Annotated in this window: 12 protein-coding genes and 2 pseudogenes; 2 read left to right on the top strand and 12 right to left on the bottom strand. The window is 67.2% G+C overall.

Translation table 11 applies throughout. From position 1 onward, the window contains the following. Window positions 1-152 (top strand): annotated as a pseudogene (locus BM031_RS26100) (transposase); the annotation flags it as partial. A gap of 341 nt (window positions 153-493) precedes the next feature. Here BM031_RS26100 and BM031_RS20920 read toward each other — a convergent pair. The 12 genes and pseudogenes from BM031_RS20920 to BM031_RS20865 form a co-directional block, all read right to left on the bottom strand. Then, window positions 494-931, bottom strand: coding sequence for a hypothetical protein (locus BM031_RS20920; RefSeq protein ID WP_091876491.1), 438 nt, complete (start codon window positions 929-931; stop codon window positions 494-496). A 98-nt stretch (window positions 932-1029) separates the two neighbouring features. After that, window positions 1030-2346, bottom strand: coding sequence for an SGNH/GDSL hydrolase family protein (locus BM031_RS20915; RefSeq protein ID WP_091876490.1), 1317 nt, complete (start codon window positions 2344-2346; stop codon window positions 1030-1032). A gap of 202 nt (window positions 2347-2548) precedes the next feature. After that, window positions 2549-3391 carry a phosphoserine phosphatase SerB gene (serB, locus tag BM031_RS20910; protein ID WP_091876497.1) on the bottom strand — a complete coding sequence of 281 codons (843 nt, stop codon included), beginning with the start codon at window positions 3389-3391 and terminating at the stop codon, window positions 2549-2551. A gap of 19 nt (window positions 3392-3410) precedes the next feature. Further along, window positions 3411-6857, bottom strand: a complete 3447-nt coding sequence (gene mfd, locus BM031_RS20905) for a transcription-repair coupling factor (protein WP_091876489.1) — start codon at window positions 6855-6857, stop codon at window positions 3411-3413. Between the two features lie 87 nt (window positions 6858-6944). Then, window positions 6945-7883, bottom strand: a complete 939-nt coding sequence (locus BM031_RS20900) for a 5'-nucleotidase (protein ID WP_091876488.1) — start codon at window positions 7881-7883, stop codon at window positions 6945-6947. Continuing rightward, complete coding sequence (locus BM031_RS20895; protein ID WP_229409085.1) at window positions 7883-8743, bottom strand: HDOD domain-containing protein; 861 nt, start codon at window positions 8741-8743, stop codon at window positions 7883-7885. Before BM031_RS20895 ends, BM031_RS20900 begins: the two co-directional genes overlap by 1 nt. Window positions 8744-9009: 266 nt before the next feature. Continuing rightward, a complete protein-coding gene (locus BM031_RS20890) occupies window positions 9010-9258 on the bottom strand; it encodes a hypothetical protein (RefSeq protein ID WP_091876486.1) in 249 nt (82 codons plus the stop codon). 199 nt (window positions 9259-9457) lie between these two features. Then, window positions 9458-11212: a putative bifunctional diguanylate cyclase/phosphodiesterase gene (locus BM031_RS20885; RefSeq protein ID WP_091876485.1), complete on the bottom strand. Its 1755-nt coding sequence runs from the start codon at window positions 11210-11212 to the stop codon at window positions 9458-9460. Continuing rightward, the gene (locus tag BM031_RS20880; protein ID WP_091876484.1) at window positions 11202-12551 is read right to left on the bottom strand and encodes a sensor domain-containing diguanylate cyclase; all 1350 of its coding nucleotides are present in this window, start codon (window positions 12549-12551) and stop codon (window positions 11202-11204) included. The genes BM031_RS20885 and BM031_RS20880 overlap by 11 nt, the downstream gene beginning before the upstream one ends. 6 nt (window positions 12552-12557) lie before the next feature. Continuing rightward, complete coding sequence (locus BM031_RS20875) at window positions 12558-12947, bottom strand: PAS domain-containing protein (protein WP_091876483.1); 390 nt, start codon at window positions 12945-12947, stop codon at window positions 12558-12560. A gap of 199 nt (window positions 12948-13146) precedes the next feature. Beyond that, window positions 13147-13507 (bottom strand): annotated as a pseudogene (locus tag BM031_RS20870) (DUF1428 domain-containing protein). A 111-nt stretch (window positions 13508-13618) separates the two neighbouring features. Further along, window positions 13619-15949, bottom strand: a complete 2331-nt coding sequence (locus BM031_RS20865) for a penicillin-binding protein 1A (RefSeq protein ID WP_091876496.1) — start codon at window positions 15947-15949, stop codon at window positions 13619-13621. Window positions 15950-16158: 209 nt separating this feature from the next. Between BM031_RS20865 and BM031_RS20860 the strand changes: the two genes are divergently transcribed. Further along, window positions 16159-18423, top strand: coding sequence for an OPT family oligopeptide transporter (locus BM031_RS20860; RefSeq protein ID WP_091876482.1), 2265 nt, complete (start codon window positions 16159-16161; stop codon window positions 18421-18423). Window positions 18424-18458 lie beyond the last annotated feature (35 nt).

The following is an 18458-nucleotide window of genomic DNA, read 5'->3' as shown; positions in this document are numbered from 1 at the left end:
AATCGCCCAGCGCTATAAGGAACGCTGGGGCATCGAACTGTTCTTTAAGTGGATCAAACAGCATTTGAAGATCAAGTCGTTCCTGGGCCGCTCGGAAAATGCAGTCAGAATCCAGATCCTGACTGCCCTGATCACTTACTTGCTCGTGGCTCTGCTGCACCATTCAAGGCAAGCCACCAACTCGCTGTGGGACTTTCTCTGCCTGATCAGCGCCACCCTTTTCCAACGTCCTGACGCGGAAGCCGCTGCTGTCCGAAGGCGACGAGAATGGCAGACGCACGCCAAAAATCAGGGGTGCCTATTCTGATGAAGAGGTCAACAGAATTATTCCGGACAGCAGTGGGCGGAGGCCGGAACCCAAGTTCTACTAGCGCTATCGAAACGCTTGCAAACTTTGGTTCCGGCCTCCGCCGGAACGACGTTCTTACGTTAACGAAGGAATAGGTTCAGCCTAACTGAACGGCATTACCGGCTGGGCCGGCTTTTTTGCGTCTTAACGACGGTAGTGGAAGGGGAAACGCGTCCCGACCGAACCGCCCCACCCACGATGGTGCCCCCAGCCGCGGCCGAAGTTGAAGCCCAGGCCGATCGAGACCGGCGGATAGTAGTAGCGTGGCTGGTACACCGGTTCCGGCACATACACCGGCTGCGCCCCGTAGCCATACACCGGCTGCTGCACATAGACGGGCTGCTGCACATAGGTCGGCTGCTGCTGCACGTACACCGGCGCGCTGCTGTAGGTCGTGGTGCCGGCTTCGCCCGACGCAGCGGCGCGGGCGCCGGTACCCAGCGGCACCGGCGTGACCGACACCACCTGCCACTGGCTCGGATCGCCCGAGCGGGCGTAATTCCGGCTGCCGTAGTTTGGCCCCGGCGCGGCGCAACCGGCCAGGATGGCCAGCGACGCGGTAATAATGATGAGTTTCTTCATGGCGGTCCTCCTGATCCCTCCATGATATGAAAAGTCGCGTCAGGGTGCCGCGCGGTATTACACGTTGTTACACTGCCGGCCCCGGCGCAGCCCGGCCTTCAGGCCATCAGCGACGTGAGTTCCGCCAGCGGCACGGCGGCGGCCAGGGCCTGGTAGCCGGCGTCGTTCGGGTGGATCCAGTCGCGGCTGTTGTACTCGCTGCGCAGGCGGGCCGGGGCGGCCGGGTCGCGCAATACCATGTCCCAGTCGATCAGTGCGTCGAACGCGTTCGACGAGCGCAGCCAGCTGTTGGTGGCCTGGCGCGCCGCTTCGCGCGCCGCCGTGTAATACACGAAGCCTTGCATCGGCGGCAGCGTTGCGCCGAGGATCGCGATGCCGCGTCCGTGCGCCCGTGCAATGAGCTGGCGGTAGCCGTCTACCAGGTCGTCGCGCATGCCGGACAGCGCGGCGCCGGAGGCGTAGACGATGTCGTTGATGCCGATGGCGGCGATTACGGCGCGGATGCCCGGTGTGGCGAGCACGTCGCGGTCGAAGCGCTCCAGCACGTCGCGGCCGGCCAGCAGGGCGTTGGCGTCGTCGAGCAGCAGGCGGTTGCCGGCGATGCCGCGGTTGACCACGCCGATGCGGCCCGCGCTGCCGAGTTCCGCCTGCAGGCGCCGCGCCAGGTAGTCGGGCCAGCGCCGGTTGACGTTGCCGGTGCTGCCCTGGCCGTCGGTGATCGAATCGCCGATGGCCACCACACAGGGCGCGCCGCCGTCGACCTGCACTTCGCTCAGGAAAGGCCAGGATGCGATCGAGCGCGACAGGGTAAAAGTGGTGCTGGCCGCGAAGTTGCCCGCCGTGGACACGTAGTTGGTCTGCCAGGAGTCGCGGTGGATCGTGGTGGCGTTGGCGGCGCCGGGGAAGTACAGGCTGATCGCCAGGTCGGCGAACGGCCCCACCTGCAGGAACACCGGATCGGAAATGGCAGGAGCGCCGGGCTGGATCGTGATGGTGCTGCGGCCGCCGAAGGTGAGCGCATGGTTGCTGCCGGCAAGCACCGCCTGGCCGCTGGCGCGCAGGCCGATCTGGGCCGCGCCGATGACCAGCGGCGTGCTGCCCATTTCGTTGGTCAGCCTGACCCGCACCCGGTTGCCCCCGGTGCTGGCGTGCGCGATCATGCGCAGCGTCTGCCCGGCGAAACTCATGGTACTGGCGGACGGCGGCGGCCCGGCCGGGGCGCAGCCCCAGGTGGCGGACCAGCCCTCGGAGCGCCACGATTGCGCGGCGGCGTGGCCGGGAGCAAGCGCGAGTGCTCCGGCAAGCGCCGGGACGCCGAGCACGAGCCGGCGCCGGGCGCGGTTCGGCGGCGGGGCGCCGTCGCCGGCCGCCTTGCGGGTTGCGGAAAGGGTGCGGTACGACGCCTCGAAAGCCATGGCATGCTCCTGTCGAATGAGGGCAGCCGCGCGGCGGCCGCACCATCAACATAGACCAGCCGCGGCCCGCATCCAATCGTGCGCGGCACGAGGTTTGCGCTGGCTCGTGGCCTGCGCTGAACTATGGATTCGGCGGAAACTTATGGTTTTCCCGCAGGTTCGCCATGAACGAAAATTCCCTGGCGCGCATGCACCCGCCCGCTTATTGCAGGATGTTCAGCAAGCCGTCGAGGCCCGAGAAGTTCAGCGCCACCGAGGCTTGCGCGCGCACCACCGGCTTGGCGCGGAAGGCGACCGACAGGCCGGCAATGCCCATCATCCTGAGGTCGTTCGCGCCGTCGCCCATGACGATGGCCTGGTTGGGCTCGATGCCGAGTTCCGCGCAGACGCGCCCTACGGTGCGCATTTTCTCTTCCGCATCGACGATGCCGCCCAGCACGTGGCCGGTGAGCTTGCCATCGGCCACTTCCAGCACATTGGCGTGGGTATAGTCGAGCGACAGCCGCGGTTTCAGGCGATCGGTGAAGAAGGTGAAGCCGCCCGAGACCAGCAGGGTCTTGATGCCGGCGGCCTGCACGGCCCGCAGCATCGCTTCGCCGCCCGGCGAAATGCGCAGGCGTTCTTCGTACACCCGCTGCAGGGCGGAGGCATCCAGGCCTGCCAGCAGCGCCACGCGGGCGTTCAGGCTGGCCGCGAAATCGAGCTCGCCGCGCATTGCCGCTTCGGTGATTTCCGACACCTGCGCCTTCAAGCCCTGCATGTCGGCGATCTCGTCGATGCACTCGATGGTGATCAGGGTCGAGTCCATGTCCATGGCCACCAGCCGGAAGTCGGCCAGCCTGCGCCCCGGTTCGATGAAGCTGGCGTCGACCCCGGCGGCGTAGGCGGCGTCGTCGATGCGCGCCTTCAGCTCGGCCGAAAAAATCACGCCTTCGCAGCGCAGGGCGTGCTCGCCCAGCCGGAGCACGCGCTCCGGTTGCGCCAGCCGGGCCAGGCGGTCGAGCGAATCTTGCGAGGCCTGCGGCCCCTGCAGCACCAGGTTCATCTTCATGGAATGGAAAAAATTAAGCGAGCAGTTGTTTGATGGTCTGTTTCACCTGCGTCACGCGGGCCGCCAGGTCGGGCATGCTGGCGGTGATGCGCAGCTTGTCCTGGCCGGCCAGCTTGATGTGGCGGTTCTTCTGGATCAGCGTGATGATCCTGAGCGGATCGATCGGCGGCTTTTCCATGAACTGCAGGTTGGCCGCTTCGCCATGGGCGTCGATCTTGACGATGCCGACCGACTTGGCGGCGATGCGCAGGCGGTGGGTCTCGATCAGCGCCTTCACCGGCTCCGGCAGCTTGCCGAAGCGGTCGATCAGCTCTTCCTGCATGCCGTCGATCTTGTCCTGGCTTTCGCAGTTGGCCAGGCGCTTGTAGATCGACAGGCGCTCGTGCACGTCGCCGCAGTAGTCGGCCGGCAGCAGGGCCGGCACGTGCAGGTTGATCTCGGTGGTGGTGGCCAGGGGCGCTGCCAGGTCAGGCTCCTTGCCGGCCTTGAGCGAGCGCACCGCTTCATTGAGCATGTCCGAATACAGCTGGAAGCCGATTTCGAGCATCTCGCCGGATTGGTTTTCGCCCAGCACCTCGCCGGCGCCGCGGATCTCGAGGTCGTGCATGGCGAGGTAGAAGCCGCTGCCCAGTTCTTCCATCGCCTGGATCGCGTCCAGCCGGCGCTGCGCCTGCTTGGTGAGGGTGGTCACGTCGCTCACCAGCAGGTAGGCATAGGCCTGGTGGTGCGAACGCCCGACCCGGCCGCGCAGCTGGTGCAGCTGGGCCAGGCCGAAGCGGTCGGCGCGGTGCATGATGATGGTGTTCGCGGTCGGCACGTCGATGCCGGTCTCGATGATGGTCGTGCACAGCAGGATGTTGAAGCGCTGCGCCACGAAGTCGCGCATCACCTTTTCCAGGTCGCGTTCATGCATCTGGCCGTGGGCCACGCCGATGCGCGCTTCGGGCAGCAGCTCGTGCAGCATGGCGCGGCGGTTCTCGATGGTTTCCACTTCGTTGTGCAGGAAGTAGATCTGGCCGCCGCGCTTGAGCTCGCGCAGGCAGGCTTCACGGATCACGGAGCCGTCTTCGCCACGGACGAAGGTCTTGATCGCCAGCCGCTTTTGCGGCGCGGTTGCGATGATGGAAAAGTCGCGCAGGCCTTCGAGCGCCATGCCCAGCGTGCGCGGGATCGGGGTCGCGGTCAGCGTGAGCACGTCGACTTCGGCGCGCAGGGCTTTCAGCGCTTCCTTCTGGCGCACGCCGAAGCGGTGTTCCTCGTCGATGATCACCAGGCCCAGGCGGGTGAACTTCACGTCCGCCGACAGCAGCTTGTGGGTGCCGATGACGATGTCGAGGGTGCCGTCGGCCATGCCCTTGATGGCGTTGTTGATCTCCTTGCCGGTGCGGAAGCGCGACAGCTCGGCGATTTTCACCGGCCAGTCGGCGAAGCGGTCGGCAAAGGTCTGGGCATGCTGCTCGGCCAGCAGCGTGGTCGGCGCCAGGATGGCGACCTGCTTGCCGCCCATGACGGCAATAAAAGCGGCGCGCAGCGCGACCTCGGTCTTGCCGAAGCCGACGTCGCCGCACACCAGCCGGTCCATCGGGCGGCCCGAGGTCATGTCCTTGATGACGTTGTGGATGGCTTCAAGCTGGTCGGGAGTCTCGTCGAAGCCGAAGCTGCCGGCGAAGTTCTCGTAGTCGGTGCTGGAATATTCAAACGCGTGGCCCTGGCGCGCGGCGCGGCGCGCATACAGGTTGAGCAGCTCGGCGGCGGTGTCGCGCACCTGCTCGGCGGCCTTGCGCTTGGCCTTTTCCCAATGGCCCGAGCCAAGCGCGTGCAGCGGCGCGTCCTCGGCGGAGGTGCCCGAATAGCGCGAGATCACGTGCAGCTGCGACACCGGCACGTAGAGCTTGGTCTCCTTGGCGTATTCCAGGTGCAGGAACTCGGTTTCGCCTTCGCCGAGGTCCATGCTCATCAGGCCCATGTAGCGTCCGATGCCGTGGTTGATATGCACCACCGGGTCGCCGATCTTGAGCTCGGACAGGTCGCGCACCATCGATTCGACCTGGCTGGTCGCTTCCTGCTTCTTCTTGCCGGCGCGCCGGCCCGAGCCCGCATACAGCTCGGTCTCGGTGATGAATACCAGGCGGCCGGTTGCCGCTTCGGTCAGCTCGAAGCCGGCCTGCAGCGGCGCCACGCCCAGCGCCAGTTTGGCGCCGCTTGCGCGGAAGCCTTCGAAGCCCTCGACCGGCGCCAGGTCGAGCTGGTATTCGTGGAAGTACTGCTGCAGCGTCTCGCGCCGGCCGGCCGAGTCGGCGCAGATCATCACCCGGGCGTCCAGGCGCAGCAGGAAGGCGCGCAGGTTGGCCAGCGGGTCGTCCAGGCGGCGGTTGACCGAGATGTCGGGGATCGGCGCGGACAGTTCGGATGCCGGCGCCGCCGGGTCCTTGGCGATCGCCCAGCGGCCGTGCGGCTTGGCGCAGGTGAAGAACTGCTCGGCGCCCAGGAACAGCTCGCGCGGCTCGAGGATCGGGCGTTCGCGGTCGCTTTTCAGGAATTTGTAGCGCGATTCGGTATCGACCCAGAAGCGGCCGATCGCGGCCTCGATGTCGCCGATGAGGGCCAGCGGCGAATCGGGCGGCAGGTAGTCGAACAGGGTCGCGGTCTCTTCGAAGAACAGCGGCAGGTAGTACTCGATGCCGGCCGAGGCGATGCCGCTGCCGATGTCGCGGTAGACCGGCGAGCGCGAAGGGTCGCCCTCGAAGCGCTCGCGCCAGCGGCCGCGGAAGGCGGTGCGCGCCGCTTCGTCCATCGGGAATTCGCGGCCCGGCAGCAGGCGCACTTCCTTGACCGGGTACAGCGAGCGCTGGGTATCGGCGTCGAACGTGCGGATCGATTCCACCTCGTCGCCGAACAGGTCGAGGCGGTAGGGCAGGACGGAGCCCATCGGGAACAGGTCGATCAGGCCACCGCGCACCGAGTATTCGCCCGGCGACATCACCTGCGACACGTGGCTGTAGCCGGCCAGCGTCAGCTGGGCCTTGAGCTTGGCCTCGTCCAGGCGTTCGCCCTGGCGGAAGAAGAAGGTGTAGGCCGCCAGGAAGGAGGGCGGGGCCAGGCGCACCAGCGCGGTGGTGGCGGGCACCACCAGCACGTCGCACTGGCCGTTGCGGATCTCGTGCAGCGTGGCCAGGCGCTCGGACACCAGGTCCTGGTGCGGCGAGAACGCGTCGTAGGGCAGGGTTTCCCAGTCCGGCAGCATGTGGCAGGCCAGCTTGCCATCGGCGAACCAGGGGATCTCGTCGAGCAGGCGCTGGCCGTCGCTGGCATTGGCCACGACCACGGTGAGCATCTGCTTGTTGGCCTTGAACGCCAGCGCCGCGGTGGCGAGCGCGTAGGAATCGCTCGAACCGTGCAGGGCCGGCAGGGCAAAACGGCTGGCTGGCTTGGGAAGATTTTTCTTGAGATCGAAGGGCATTGAGCGCGCAGTGACGTTCGCAACAGGGGCTGGCCATTATAGACGAATGGGCTTATCGTTGCCGGGCGCCACGGGCTGGCGGACGGCTCAGGGCATGGCGCGGCGGTTGGCGACACCGAAGGGCACGTGCACCATCGGGATGGTGCCGCCCGGCCCGGACTGTAAATGGGTCAGCTGGTCGTCGAAAAAGATGTGCGGCCTGAATACCGACAGCACCCGCCCCTTGTCCATCCCGCCCAGGAAGAAGGTCTCGTCGGCCGACACGCCCCAGCTCCTGAGCGTGGTGACGACGCGCTCGTGCGAGGGCGCGCTGCGCGCCGTGATGATCGCGATGCGCACGATCTTGCGGTAGGCCGGGTCGCGCCGCTGCGCCCCGTCTTCCAGCCGCTGCATCATGGCCAGCTTCTGGAACATGTCGGCCAGGGGCCCGGGCTGGTGCGGGCGCGCCATGTGCAGGGTTTCGTGGGCGTGGAATTCGTCCAGCCCGTTGTGCTTGAAGACGCTTTCCGATTCGTCGTCGGCCAGCACGCCGTCGAAGTCGAAGGCCACGCGCAGTTCCACGTCGTCCTCGTCGTCGGCGATGCGCGACGGCAGCACCAGCCCGGCCGGATAGTCGACCGCGATGGCGCGCTTGACGTCTTCCTCGTGCGCGCTCAGGAACAGCGACGCATTGAAGGCCGGCAGGTAGGCGTAGGGCGCGCCACCGTTCATGAAGGCCGCGCGCGAGATATCGAGCCCGTAGTGGGCGATCGAGCGCATCACGCGCAAACCCGTCTCGGGCGAATTACGCGACAGCAGCACCACTTCCACCGGCGACTCGGCCGGGAAGCAGCGGTTGATGTTGAGGAAGCGCCGGATGAAGGAAAAGGCCACGCCCTTGCCGAGGATGACGTCGAGATGGCGCTCCTGGTAGTTGCGGTAGGCCTCGGGTCCTTCATCGACATACACCTGGTGCGAGCCGGACAGGTCGAACAGCGCGCTGGACGCCACTGCGATGACGAGTTTTTGCTCGATCTGGAAACCCATCAGTCGTCCCTTGCGGCGAGTTGGTCGAAGATACGCGCTTGCGTTGCCGGCAGGGCGGCGGCCAGCCCCGAGGCGCCCTCGATGCCGGCGTCGAGCAGCAGGCGCAGCTTGGACAGGCGGTCGCCCTCGCGCAGCGCCTGCGCCAGCGGCGCTGCGCCGGCCATGCCGGCCTGCAGGATCGCCCCGCTGACCGGCTGCGGCAACTCCCACAGCGCCGCGATGCGCGCCGACAGCGTGCGCGCGCTGTCCATCAGCGCGTGGGCGAATGCGTCCGATTGCGGCAGTGCCGCGGCCCCTGCCACCTGGTCGGCCAGGCGGAAGGCGACGATCAGGCCGACGTTCTGCATCAGCCCTGCCAGGTAGGCCTCGAACGGGTCCGCGCCGAGCGCGGGCGCCGCCATGCTGGCCGCCGCCGCGCATTTCTCCGATTGGCTCCAGACCTGGGGCGCGGCCTGGCGCGCCAGGCGGCCGCCCTGCGCACTGATCACCGGACGGAAGGCGACCCGCGCCAGCAGCATGCGCAAGCCATTCTGGCCGAGCAGCATGAGTGCGCCCTCGATCGTGCCGACTTTCGCCGTGGCGCCGTAATAGGGGCTGTTGACCTCCCGGATCACTTCGGCCACCAGGGTGACGTCCTGCGCCACCTGGCGCGCCAGCTCGGCAGCCGGGATGCCGTCGTCGCGCAGGCTGCGCAGCAATTGCGGGATCACTGCGGGCACGCGCGGCACCAGGTCGGCGGCCGCCTCGGGCTGGCGCGCGAGGCGGGCCAGTTCGTCGAGGATCAATTGCTCAGGCGCAGAGCCGACGTGCGCAGCGGCGCCGCCCAGCCAGCGAAAAAAAGCCAGGTCGAGGTCGAGCAACGGTGGTGCATCTACAACAGCTGCTGCAGGGGAAGCGGGCTGTGCGGGAGGTACGACCGGTTCCAGCGCGGAAGTTCCGCCGAACAGGCGCGCGAGCCAATTTATCATAGGGAAAGGTGTCGGGCCATGGGCAGGACGATTCTACCTGAGGCGGAACGGACGTAGGCAATGGACGAGCAGCAGCCTGGCGGCAAGCGCTGTTGGGCTGCCGCCAGGCGGGGGGATCGGGCGATCCCGGGCGATCAGGGGCGCTGCGTCAAGCGAGCTCAGCCGCTGGTCGGGGAGGTGGCCGGTGGCGGTGGCGTCTGGGTGGCCGGCGGGGTTGGCGGTGGCGTGACAAGCTCGTTGGTAGTACCCGTATTGGTCCCGCTCTGGCCAGACGGACTGGTGCCGGTGGCGCCGCTGCCCATCGACGAACCGGACGTCGCGCTTGCGTCGGTGCCGGGCGACTTGCAGGCGCCCAGTGCCAGGACCATGATGCCGCCCAGCAGTGCGCTTTGGAACTTGTTGTTCATTCGTATTCTCCTCGGGTGGATGGGTCAGACCATCATGCGAGGAGCGCTTAGGGCGGGAAATAGGAACAGTGCGTTCGTCAACGTAGGACCGAACGTACATACTCACAAGCGAACTTTGCCGTGACTGTCCGGTATTGCGCTCTGGCCAGGAAGTCGCGCGGGACGGCCGGGCCCGCTGCTGCGGTGGCCGGTAAGCTGCTCAGGCCGCCACTTCCTCGTGGCTGGCGAGCCATTCGAGCAGGCCGTCGGAGGGAAGCGGGCGGCTGTAGAAATAGCCCTGGCCCTTGGCGCAGCCCTGGGCCCGCACGACATCGGCCTGCGACTGGGTCTCGATGCCCTCGGCCACCGTCTTCATGCCCAGGCTCTGCGCCACCTTGACGGTCGCTTCGATCAGCACCCGGTGGTGGTGGCTGGTGTCGGCCTGGCTCACGAAGGAGCGGTCGATCTTGACCGTATCGACCGGCAGCAGGTGCAGGCTGGAGAGCGACGAGTAGCCGGTGCCGAAATCGTCGAGCGCAAGCTGGATGCCGAGCGCCTTCAGCTCGTGCAGGCGCTGCTGGATGCAGTGGTCTTGCGCGGCCAGGCTCTCGGTGACTTCGAGCTGGAGTTGCTCCGGCGGCATGCCGGAGGCTTGCAGGATGCGGCGCACGCTGTCGATCCAGCCTGGCTGCCCGAGCTGGGCGCGCGACAGGTTCACGGCGATCAGGCGCGGCGCGCCGCTGCCGAGCCGCGCGCGCCAGTCCATGAAGTCGCGGCAGGAACGTTCCAGCACGAAGTCGCCCAGTGCCCCGATCAGGCCGCATTCCTCGGCGATGCCGATGAACTCGATCGGCGGCACGATGCCGCGGTTCGGGTGGCGCCAGCGCACCAGCGCTTCGACCCCGGCCGCATGGTCGGTGCCGCCGTCGGCCAGCAGGCCGACCACCGGCTGGTACACCACAAACAGCTGCTCTTCGGCCAGGGCCTGGCGCAGCTCGGCCTCGATGTCGGCGCGGTGCTCGGCGCGTTCGCGCATCGCCGTCTCGAACACCAGGTGGCGCGCCCCGCCGGCGCGCTTGGCTTCGACCATCGCGATGCCGGCGTTGCGCAGCACCTGGTCGGCGTCGCGCGCGCCTTCGGCGCCCCAGGCCAGGCCCAGGCTGGTGCCGCACACGACCTCGTGGCCCTGGATCCGGTAGGGAAGCGCCAGGGCGTCGAGGATGCGGCCGGCCACGCGTTCGGCGTCTTCGCGCGAGCGCATCCCGTCCAGCACCACCACGAATTCGTCGCCGCCGACCCGGGCTGCGAGCTGGCCGGTGCCGCTGGCGCTGTCGATCCGGTCGTTGGGCGGGCGCAGGGCGCCGCGGATGCGGTCGGCGACCTGCACCAGCAGCGCGTCGCCACCGGCCTGGCCGAGGGTGTCGTTGATCTGGCGGAAGCGGTCGCAGTTCATGAACAGCACCGCGAATTCAGCGTTCGATGCCGGCCGCGCCACCAGGCGCCCCAGCTGCTCGCGCACCGCCTCGCGGTTCGGCATGCGGGTGAGGGCGTCGGTGCGGGCGGCGTTGCGCAGGCGGCGCGACAGCGTCTCCTGTTCGCGCTGCACTTCGAGGGTGGCGTCGGTGATGACCGCCATCAGGCGCTCGGCATCGAGCTTCATGAGGCTGATCGCCAGCACCTGCGGCCCGCCGGGCGCCGTCATGTCGGGCGGCAGCGTGGCGCGCAGGCCTTCGCAGATGACGCCGGACGGCTCGGTGAAGGCAAGCGCCAGCTCCGGCAGCTGGGGCGCGATCGGCGCCAGTACCGTGAACAGGTTGTCCAGGCCGCTGCTGCGGGCGACCGGCATCAGGAGGTTCGAGGCCATCGGGTTGAGCATGTCGACCGCGCCGTCGCGCGCGATCTGGGCCAGCCCGATCGGCGCGCGGTACAGGAACTGCACCAGGGCTTCGTAGGCGTCGCTCGGGTCAGGCAGCATCGCGGTCTCCTTGCGCCTGGTGGACGGGGGCGCCGGCCAGCTCGGGGCGCCAGCGCTCGACCCGGTTGCGGCCGGCGCGCTTGGCCGCGTACAGGGCCTGGTCGGCGCGCTTGAGCAGCAGGTCGATGCCGCCCTCGCCGTCGGCCAGGCTGGCCACGCCCGCGCTGACGGTGTAGCGGATGCGGGCGCCCTCGAAATCGACCACTTCGGAGGCGACCGCCGAGCGCAGGCGCTCGGCCACCACCGCCGCGCGCGGCAGGTCGGTGGAGGGCAGCAGCACGGCGAATTCCTCGCCGCCGATGCGCGCCACCACGTCCACTTCGCGGAAGGTCTCGCCCAGGATCGCCGCCAGGTGCTGCAGCACGCAATCGCCGCCCGGGTGGCCGTGGCGGTCGTTGATGGCTTTGAAATGGTCGGCGTCGATCGCGATCACGGCGGTCGGGCGCGGCACCGCATTGCTGCGCTGAAGCTCCTGCTCGGCCGCCTCGAAGAAGGCGCGCCGGTTGGCCAGCCCGGTGAGGTAGTCGCCGAAGGCTTCGCGGCGGCGGCGCTCGCTGGATTCGCGCTTGTCGGTGATGTCGCGCAGGATCAGGCAATAGGCCGGGCCTTCCGGCGCGGCGCCGCAGGGCGGCTCGCGCTCGGGCAGGGGGGCGATCATGGCGCTGCCCCAGAAGCCGCTGCCGTCGGCGCGGGTGCGCTTGCCTTCGTCGAGGTTCCAGCCGTCCTTGCCGGCGTCGCGCAGGCGGTCGAGCAGGTGCTCGGGCGTCATCGCGTCGGGCGGATAGAAGATGGAATAGGGCTTGCCGACCGCGTCGGCGCCGTAGCCGGTGACCCGGCCGATGCTCTCGTTCCACTCCAAGATGCCGCCCTGGGCGTCCAGGCCCACCAGCGCATAGTCGGTGATGCCGGTGAGGATGGCGTTGAGCCAGGCGTCGTTCTGGCGCAGCTGGCGCTCGCGCCGCACCTGCACGGTGACGTCGTCGAGCACCGCCATCAGGCGCCGGGCGTCGAGCTTGAGCAGGGTGAGCGAGAGGATCTGCGGGGCCTTCTTCCCGGGCAGGCCGGCATTCAGGTGCAGGTGGAGGCCGTCGCAGATCTTGCCGGCGGCCTTGGCGTAGCCGCTGCACAGGTGGCGCAGTTCCGGCGCCACGCTCTCCAGCGCCGTAAACAGGTTGTCCAGGCCTCCGTCGCGCGAGAGCGGCATGAGCAGCTGGGCCGAGATCGGGTTCATCATGACGATGCCGCCATCGATATCCGCCTGCACCAGGCCGACCGGTGCCAGGTACAGGAACTGGATCAGCGCCTCATGCTCGGCGCGCAGCTGCTCGGTATCGTCCACCGTGGGTTACAGCTGGCGCTGGACGAGGACGTAGCGGCTGGCGCCGGCGGGGCTGGCCAGCAGGCGCAGCTTCACCTTTACCGGGCGCATGCGCAGGGTCAGGACATAGTCGACCGTCTCGTCGAGCGTGCTGCCGGCGTCTTGCGCATCTTCGAAACGCTGGGCGACCATGAAGTTGTTCATGCACGGAGCGACATTGGTGAACAGCGGCTGGCCGATCACGCGCTGCGGCGACAGGCCGGCGGCCTCGGATTCGAATGCGTTGTAGAGCTGGACATTGCTGTCGGCGTCGAAGCCGATCACGCCGAAGTCGAGCTGGTCGAGCTGTTCCGGGGTGCAGTTATCCAAATGCGAGGCCAAGTCGGCAGTCGAGAACGACAGGGTGGATGCATTCATGGCGTGGCGGTCCCTGCAGGAACAGGTCAGTTGATATGAGGAAACTGATGTTGGCACGCCGCCAGTGCCGTTGTCAATTGTGCGGAGTCATTCTTTGACATTTCACGTTGTCATTTAACACTTTTGTGGGATTCGAGCATGCTGACGCGCCGGCCGGTGCGAAACCGGCCGCTTGACCGCCGCGGCCCGGTATTGACGACTACAGATCGACCAGCACGTCGAAGCCGCCGTAGATCATGCGCTTGCCGTCGAAGGGCATGGCTTCCGGCTTCATGAGCTCGGCCATGCGCGGGTCTTTCATGACCTTGTCGTTCACCTCATCGCGTTTTTCACGCGATTCGTAGACGATCCACGAAAAGATCACGGTCTCTCCATCTTCCAAGGTTCACTGACTGCGGGAAAGACGTGAACTTGCCCGGCTTGACATCGTCGGCAATGCATTCGCGGAACTGCAGGGCGCCATGCTCGCGCCAGATCTCGCCGCAGCGGGTGGCGACCTCGCGGTAGCGCTCGATATTGGATTTCGGAAGGGGAATGAGGAAACCGTCGACGTAGGCCATGCTGCTCTCCTCAGGAATGGTGCTGGATAATGGATCGGGAACCGTCCAATGACAGACCTGCGGGCGGCCCGCGTGGTTCCCGCGCAAGGCAGGAACCACGTCAGCATAGCATCAGAAAATCGCGTCGGGCGGGGGCGGTGGCGGCGGCGCCACAGGCGCGGGCGGCGGCGCGGGAGTTTCCTGCAGCGCAGGCTCGCCGGTTTCCGGGTCCACCGCAGGAGCCTGCTCGTCCAGGCCCGGATCGATGTCGATCACGCGCAGGTCGGGCCGCTCCATGAACTCTTCATAGATCCAGTCGTCGTTCTCGCGCACCACGCCTTCCGGTTCGATTTTCTCTGCCTGCGGCGGAACCTTGGCCAGCGCCACGCGCATGTAGTCGATCCAGATCGGCAGGGCCAGCGTGGCGCCGAACTCGCGCCCGCCGAGGGAACGCGGTTCGTCGTAGCCCATCCATGCCACCGCCACCACGTTACCGCCATAGCCGGCGAACCAGCCGTCGATCGCGTCGCTGGTGGTGCCGGTCTTGCCGGCGATGTCATTGCGCCCGAGCTTCTGCACCGAGGCGGCGCCGGTGCCGTAGCGGGTGACGTCGCGCAGCATGGTGTCGACCACGAAGGCGTTGCGCGCATCGATCACGCGCTCGCCGTCCTGCTTCGCCGCCGGCGGCTTGTTCTCGACGATGATGGTGCCGTCGCCGTCGACGATTTTCGAGATCAGGTAGGGCTTGACGCGGTAGCCGCCATTGGCGAATACCGCGTAGGCGCCGGCCATCTGCAAGGGCGTGACCGCACCCGTGCCCAGGGCCAGGGTGTAGTTCTTGGCATGGCGCGGCAGGTCGTAGCCGAAGCGGCCCAGGAAGTCGTGCGCGAAGTCGACGCCGACGGCGCGCAGCAGGCGCACCGTGGTCACGTTCTTCGAGTGCGCCAGCGAGCGGCGCATCGTGATCGGCCCGTCGAACACGCCGTCGTCGTTCTGCGGCGACCAGGTGTCGCCTGCATTCTCGCCCGGCATGTCGAGCGGCGCGTCGAGGATGCGGGTGCCCGGCGAATAGCCTTTTTCCAGGGCGGCCGAATAGACGAAGGGCTTGATCGCGGACCCCGGCTGGCGCCAGGCTTGCGTCACGTGGTTGAACTTCTGCAGGTTGTAGTCGAAGCCGCCCACCAGCGCGTGGTAGGCGCCGGTGTCGGCGTCGATCGCGACGAAGGCCGCGGCCACCTGCGGCACCTGGGTGATCGACCAGTCGTCCTTGCCGTCCTTGCCGGTGTGCTTCTTGATGCGGATCACCGCGCCCGGCGCGATGCGCACGCTTTCCTTGCCTTTCGGTGACAGGCCGGCGGAGGCGAACTTCAGTCCCGCGCCGTCGATCGTGATGTCGTCGCCGCTCAGGGTCTCCACCCGCACCTCGCCAGGGGAGGCGGCGATGACCATCGCCGGCAGCAGGCCGTCGCTCGACGGGCGCTTCTGCAGTGCCTCGACGATCGCTTCCTCGCGCTCGACCGGGTCGGTGGGAAGCTCGATGCGCGCTTCCGGCCCGCGGTAGCCGTGGCGCTGGTCGTAATCGAGCACGTTGCGGCGCACCGATTCGTAGGCCGCATCCTGTTCGGCCTTCAGGATGGTGGTGATCACGGTGATGCCGCGCTCGTACGAGGCTTCGGCGAACTGCGCGTACACGGCCTGGCGCGCCAGTTCGGCCACGTAGTCGGCCCTGGTATCGAAGGCTTGCGGGCCGCGTTTGATGCGCAGGGGTTCGGCCAGCGCGCTGCGGTATTCGGGTTCGGTGATGTCGCCCAGCTCATACAGGCGCTTGAGCACCGCATGCTGGCGCTGCTGCGCGCGCTTCGGGTTCGATACCGGGTTGTGGCGCGAGGGGTTTTGCGGCAGGCCGGCCAGCATCGCGGTCTCGGCGATGGTGAGTTCACCCAGCGACTTGCCGAAGTAGCTGCGCGCCGCGCTGGAAAAACCGTAGGAGCGGTTGCCGAGGAAGATCTGGTTCATGTACAGCTCGAGGATCTGGTCCTTGGTCAGCGCATCCTCGATGCGGTAGGCCAGCGCGATCTCGGTGAGCTTGCGCGATACGAGCTTCTCGCGCGACAGGAAGAAGTTGCGCGCCACCTGCATCGTGATGGTCGAGGCGCCCTGGCGGAAGCCCCCGCGCAGGTTGGACTTCGCGGCGCCGGCGGCGCGGATCCAGTCGATGCCGCCATGTTCATAGAAGCGGGTGTCCTCGATGGCCAGCAGCGCGGTCTTCATCATCTTCGGCACCTTCGCGATCGGCACGAAGTCGCGGTGCTCGACGCCGAATTCGCCGATCAGGACATTGTCGGCGGTGTAAATACGCAGCGGGATCTTGGGGCGGTAGTCGGTGACGGCATCGATCTTCGGCACATTCGGCAGGATCGTCGCCATCAGGTAGATCACGGCGCCGGCCGCGAACAGCAGCATGGCGGCCAGCGCGAACAGGATGAAGCGAAGCACACGGCGGGACGGCTTGGCCGGCGGCGGGGAAGGCTTGGTCACTACTGAACTCTCTTGGTAAGGCCGGCGCTGCACAGGGCCACGGACGCCGGATTATAAACCGCTTTCATTCCATTTCGGCATGTGCCATAGTCACGGATTCCGCCCTACCGAAGACTGCACAGCAGAGGAATTCCATGCCTTACGATCCACATCCGGCCGCGTTCAAACCCTATATCCCGGCCAGCGCACAACTGCCTGAAATGACGCTGCGGGCCTTGATCATGGGGGTGGTGCTCGGCATGATCTTCGGCGCCTCTTCGCTCTACCTGGTGCTGAAGGTCGGCCTGACGGTCAGCGCTTCGATCCCGGTGGCGGTCATCGCCATCACACTGTTCCACACTGCGAAGAAATTCGGCGCGCGCGAATCCACCATCCTGGAAAACAGCATCACCCAAACGGCCGGTTCGGCCGGCGAATCGCTGGCCTTCGGGCTGGGCGTGACCATGCCCGCGATTATGATCCTCGGCTTCGACCTGGAGATCTCGCGCGTGATGCTGGTGGGCGTGCTGGGCGGCCTGCTGGGCATCCTGATGATGATCCCGATGCGCCGCACCATGATCGTCGACGCCCACCGCGAACTGAAGTACCCGGAAGGCACGGCCTGCGCCGAAGTGCTGAAAGCCGCCGCCACCGAGACCTCGCGCGAAGCCGCCGGCGAAGCGCGCGAAGAAGGATCGGACGCCGCCCGTGACGCCAAGCGCCGCGCCATGATCATCTTTGGCGGCTTCGGCATCGGCCTGCTGTACAAGACCCTGAGCGTGTCGTTCAAGGGCTGGCGCGACTACGTCAATTTCGAATTCGCCAATCCGCTCAGGGGCGGCTCGGCTGGCGCCGAAGTCTCGCCCGAGCTGCTGGGCGTGGGCTATATCATCGGCCCGCGCATCGCCTTCACGATGGCGGCGGGTGGCGTGCTGTCCTACCTGCTCTTGATCCCGATGATCAAGTTCTTCGGCGAGCTGCTGACCGTGCCGCTGGCCCCGGGGACCATGCTCATTAAAGACATGGGCCCCGACGATATCCGCAACGCCTATGTGCTCTACATCGGCGCCGGCGCCGTGGCGGCCGGCGGCCTGATTTCGCTGGTGCGCTCGCTGCCGACGATCTGGAAGGGCCTCACCGGCGGCCTGTCCGGCATGGGCAAGGGCGCGGCAGCGAAGGCGAATGGTCCCGTACTGCGCACCGACCAGGACATTCCGCTCAAATGGGTGCTGATCGGCTGCCTGGCCATCATCGCCATCATCACCTTCTCGACCCCGCTGCACATGAACCTGCTGGGCGCGCTGCTGATCCTGGTGTTCGGCTTCCTGTTCGCCACCGTGTCCTCGCGCCTGACCGGCGAAGTGGGCTCGTCGTCGAACCCGATTTCCGGCATGGCGGTGGCCACGCTGCTGTTCACCTGCCTGATCTTCCTGGTCATGGGCTGGACCGGCGGGCGCTACTACGTCACCGCGCTGTCGGTCGGCGCCATCGTCTGCATCGCCGCCAGCAATGCCGGCACCACCTCGCAGGATTTGAAGACCGGCTACCTGGTCGGCTCCACGCCGCGCATGCAGCAGTATGCGATCCTGTGCGGCGCGTTTGCGTCGGCGCTGATCCTCGGCCCGATCCTGTTGAAGCTGAACGAAGCCGGCACCGTGTACGTGCCGGCGGCGCAGGTGGCGCCCGGCCTGACCGTGGACGCCTCCAAGCTGACCCAGACGGCGCAGCTGCAAGGCCCGCAGGCTGCCACCGACACCAACACCTACAAGGTCTGGCAGAAGAGCGACACCGTGGGCGGCCCGGCCGGCAAGTACCTGGTTGCCAACGACGGCAAGCTGGCCTACCTGGTCGATCCAGGCATCAACGGCACCCACAAGACCCGTCCCGACGGCACCGAGGTGAAGAAATTCGACGCGCCGAAGGCGGTCTTGATGTCCTATATTATCAAGGGCATCCTCGACCAGCAGCTGCCATGGACGCTGGTGCTGTTCGGCGTGATGATCTCGGTGGTGCTGGAGATGGCGGGCGTGCACGCGCTGGCGTTTTCGGTGGGCGTCTACCTGCCGCTGATCTCCACCCTGCCGATCGCGGTGGGCGGCATGGTGCGCTGGCTGGCCGACCGCCGCAACAACAAGCTGCCGCAGAACGCCGACATGAACGACGAAGAGCGCCAGGCCGCGGGCGACCGCAGCTCGGGCACCTTGCTGGCTTCGGGCTACATCGCCGGCGGCGCGCTGGCCGGCATCATCATCGCCATCACGGCGGGCGTGCTGACCGATTTCGACTCCAGCATGGCCAAGTGGGCCGAGGCCTCGAACCCGTTCTTCGCGGGGCCCAATGCCAACCTGCTGACGCTGATCCCGTACGCGGCGATTATCGGCCTGCTGTACTGGGTGGCGCGAGAGAAAGCGAAGCGCTGATAAAAAATGGCCCGGATCGCTCCGGGCCATTTTTC

Origin of the sequence: Massilia yuzhufengensis (assembly GCF_900112225.1) — a bacterium.
In the GTDB taxonomy this organism is placed as follows: domain Bacteria; phylum Pseudomonadota; class Gammaproteobacteria; order Burkholderiales; family Burkholderiaceae_D; genus Telluria; species Telluria yuzhufengensis.
This window is presented reverse-complemented; position numbering and strand designations above follow the sequence as displayed.